This window comes from Clostridium sp. ZS2-4 (assembly GCF_026719745.1).
Lineage (GTDB): Bacteria > Bacillota > Clostridia > Clostridiales > Clostridiaceae > Clostridium_H.
The window spans coordinates 1-3,898 of record NZ_JAPPRQ010000091.1 but is presented as its reverse complement, the minus strand read 5'-3'; the positions used below and the strand labels follow the sequence as shown (position 1 = coordinate 3,898).

The following is a 3,898-nucleotide window of genomic DNA, read 5'->3' as shown; positions in this document are numbered from 1 at the left end:
AGTCTGCACTATATGAAAAGCTATCGCTTACAAAAACTCAAATCAACGATTTTTTAGACTATTTTATATCTACATTACCTAGTTTTATCAAGGAAAAACTAGCTTTTTCGTAGTGCGAAAGTTGAGATTCTAAATATAAAAATCCTAATGAAAATTTATTTTTTATTAGGATTTTTATATTTAGACATTAAAGATTTTCTTACCTAAGGAAGACAATTTTCCTTACCTAGTACCTAGCACCTTCTTCCTAGTACCTAAGAAAATTACGAAGCAATTTTCTTAAAAGATTCCTAGTGAAGATAAGAATACAACTATAAGCAGTAACGGTGTCACATATCTTAATACAATATAATAGAAATCTATAATTTTTTCATTCTTAAGCTTACCATTATTAGAAAGCTCTTGTTTTATCTCATCCTTTGGTACTGCATATCCAACTAAAAGTGCTATTAATAAGCCGCCTATAGGTAGAAGAATATTTGAAGACATAAAGTCAAACAAATCGAATATGCCTTTTCCAAATATCTTTACATTTGCTAATAAAGCTGTTTCTCCTACTGAAAGGGTTGAAAAAGCTCCAATAAATGCTAATAATATTGCATTTAATATGATAGTCTTCTTTCTTGACATTCCTTTTTGTTCTGTATAGTAAGCAATTAGTACTTCAAACATAGACATAGTAGCTGTAGTAGCTGCAATTGAAGCTAAGATAAAGAATGCAAGAATCAAAAACTTACCAAAAGGTATTTTTGAAAATACTAGTGGTATTGTTACAAATAAAAGTCTTGGTCCACTTGAAGGAGCCATGTTGAATGTATATACTGCTGAAAAAACTGCTATTCCTACAAGAAGAGAAACTATAGTATCAGATATAGCTACCTTAGTAGCCGTTCCAAACATATTATCTTCCTCTGTAAAATAACTTCCATATGTAACCATTGTTCCCATGCCTAAGGATAGTTTGAAAAATGCCAATCCCATAGCAATAAGTATTCCCTGTCTAGTTAAGTGACTGAAATCCGGCTTAAATAAGAAATTAAAGCTTTCCTTAACTCCTGGAAGAGTTAGTGCTCTAATATCACATACTAGAATTAAAATAAATAAAACAGGCATAAGAGTTTTTGTTATTCTTTCAATACCATTTTTAACTCCACCTATCAAAATTATAGATACTACAGTTATAACTATAATTTGCCATATTACTGGTGCAATTGGTCCTACTGTAGTTGTAGCAAACTGCTGTTGAACTGATTCTGCCGTAGATCCGTTAAAATCTCCTCTTATAATTTTAAATACATAAGAGTACACCCATCCTGCAACACCAGTATAGAAAAACATTATGAAATATCCACCTAAAATACCTATAATACCTATGCTTCTCCATTTCTTTTGAGAATTTAATTCTTTAACTGCACCCATAACATTTTTTCTTGCTTTTCTTCCAATAAAAAATTCACTAACCATTACAGGAAGACCAACAAAAATAATGCAGATAAAATAAACTAATAAAAATGCAGCCCCTCCATTTTTTCCAACTACATATGGAAATTTCCATATATTTCCCAAGCCTACTGCTGAACTTAATGTAGCAAAAAATGCTGCAAGTCCAGAAGAAAATCCTTCTCGCTTTTTGTTCTTTTTCATTTGTACACCTTCCATTCTGCTATTCTACTGTTGAGATGTAAATTACACTATGTTAACACATTGTAAATTACACCTCAATAGTATACAACAGATGATTATAAAAAGTAAGGGGTTAGAGTATAATTATTATATTCTTCCCCTTATACTTACTTATTATAATATTAACTAAAATACATTATATTATAATACATCCTATACTATTATTCCCCAATAACTGCTTTTAATACCTTTCCTATGCTATCATTAATAACTAAATCTGCACTATTGTCATAAGCCGTTGAAGCCTTGTTTATTAGAATTAAGTTTTTTCCATTAAAATGCTCGATTAACCCTGCTGCTGGGTATACAACCAAGGATGTTCCCCCAACAATAAGCATATCTGCCTGTTTTATGTGATATACTGCTCTATTAAGGGTATCCATGTCTAATCCTTCTTCATATAAAACTACATCTGGTTTAACAACTCCTCCACACTTATCACAGACAGGTGTTAATTCATTACTATTCATAATATACTCTAAATCAAAACTCTTATTGCACTTCATACAATAATTTCTATGAACTGATCCATGAAGCTCCAGAACATTTTTAGAACCTGCTATTTGATGCAGTCCATCAATATTTTGAGTTATAACAGCCTTTAGCTTCCCTATTTTCTCAAGTTCAGCAAGAGCTTTGTGGGCATGGTTAGGTTCTGCATTTCTATAAATCATTTTAGTTTTATAAAAATCAAAAAAGTCTTCTGTATGCTTCATAAAAAAGCTATGGCTCAACATAACTTCAGGTGGATATGAAAAATTATTTTTTGTTTTATATAAACCTGATTCAGACCTAAAGTCAGGAATATTACTTTCAGTAGAAACCCCAGCACCTCCAAAGAAAACTATATTAGAGCTTTCATCTACCATTTTCTTAAGCATATTTATTTTATCCATTTTTATCAACTCCTAAATAAAATTTACTAATTATAATTATACATGAAAAAAATAGATATGCAGCATTATGCTTGTAACACATCTATTTTAAACCACTTTCTATTTACATTTATTGAATTGCATTTTGCAACTCTGCTTCAGCTTGATTTTGAAGCTTAGAAAACTTAGTTGAAAGGTTTGAGTATTCTTTTGCATTAAGCTTTTTAATCTTTTCTATGGAATCTAATGCTTCCTTAGGTTTATTAGCTTTAACTTGAGCATCAACTAAAAAATACCACATAATTGCACTATTCTTATACTCATCTTTTCTTAATTTGGATTTATAATAATCAATAACCTTATTGTAGTAATATGGATATACTTCCTTAGCAGGAACTAATTTTTTGCCATCGTATTTTAAAACCTGTACTTCATATGCATCACCAGTATATTTCTTCCATAATGCAATTTCAACTCTTCCATCAGACTTACCTTTATTGTCTGGCATATCCTTTATGTATATTTTATGATACCCCTCTGTACCTATTATTTTAAACTTATCTGTATTTTTATCATATACATATATGTTTAAAACATTCCCTGCGGAAATTCCTGCTGAATTACTTACTAACAACTCCTTATTTCTCTCTCTGTCTAAATCCTCAAAATCTATTCTATAAACAATCTTTCCCTGTCCATGACTCTCTAATATCTTTTTCCATGTATTGTTTTTTTCTTTTAATACAATTATTCCACCTTTATCATTATTTTTTTCTGATTTAAAAGTAAATAATATTTCTTTATTTCCATCACCATCTATATCTTTCTTTATAATAGATTTTGCTCTTTTAGAATAGGTTGGTGGTGAAAGCCTCATATCTTTGGGAAGAAATTCTTTTACTACATCTTCAACCCCTTGAGATTTCTTTGACTCTCTTATCATTTCTAAATGCTGTGAAGACATAGTTGCTTGACTACAGCCACTTAATGCAGTTGAAATCATTAAAGCTATAACAATAGCTTTCGTCAAATTTTTAAACATATTTATCTCTCCTTTAACTAAAATAATACTTTAGTCCACAAAGTATTATTTCCAAAAGATAAAAGATAAATTCGAAAATTTATTCAATCCCACTAATTTATATTAGATTCCACTATTTGATACATCCACAACAAAACATTATTGAAATTCGCCTTAAAAAACAAAAAAATAAAAAAGCACTAAGCTTCTGCTTAGTGCTTTTATCTTACCCGGCGGCGACCTACTCTTCCACACCGTCTCCAGTGCAGTACCATCGGCGCTTTGAAGCTTAACCTTCGTGTTCGGAATGGGAACGGGT

Annotated in this window: 3 protein-coding genes and 1 rRNA gene; all 4 read right to left on the bottom strand. The window is 30.5% G+C overall.

Features of this window, described 5'->3' with window-relative positions; all coding sequences use genetic code 11:
• Nucleotides 1–279: 279 nt before the first annotated feature.
• Nucleotides 280–1,644: a sodium-dependent transporter gene (locus OIO11_RS11855; RefSeq protein WP_268071678.1), complete on the bottom strand. Its 1,365-nt coding sequence runs from the start codon at nt 1,642–1,644 to the stop codon at nt 280–282.
• Nucleotides 1,645–1,844: 200 nt separating this feature from the next.
• On the bottom strand, nt 1,845–2,588 hold the full coding sequence (locus OIO11_RS11850) for an NAD-dependent protein deacylase (protein ID WP_268071677.1): 744 nt from the start codon (nt 2,586–2,588) through the stop codon (nt 1,845–1,847).
• A 100-nt stretch (nt 2,589–2,688) separates the two neighbouring features.
• Complete coding sequence (locus OIO11_RS11845; RefSeq protein ID WP_268071676.1) at nt 2,689–3,600, bottom strand: hypothetical protein; 912 nt, start codon at nt 3,598–3,600, stop codon at nt 2,689–2,691.
• A gap of 207 nt (nt 3,601–3,807) precedes the next feature.
• Nucleotides 3,808–3,898: ribosomal RNA gene (gene rrf / locus OIO11_RS11840) — 5S ribosomal RNA — on the bottom strand; the annotation flags it as partial.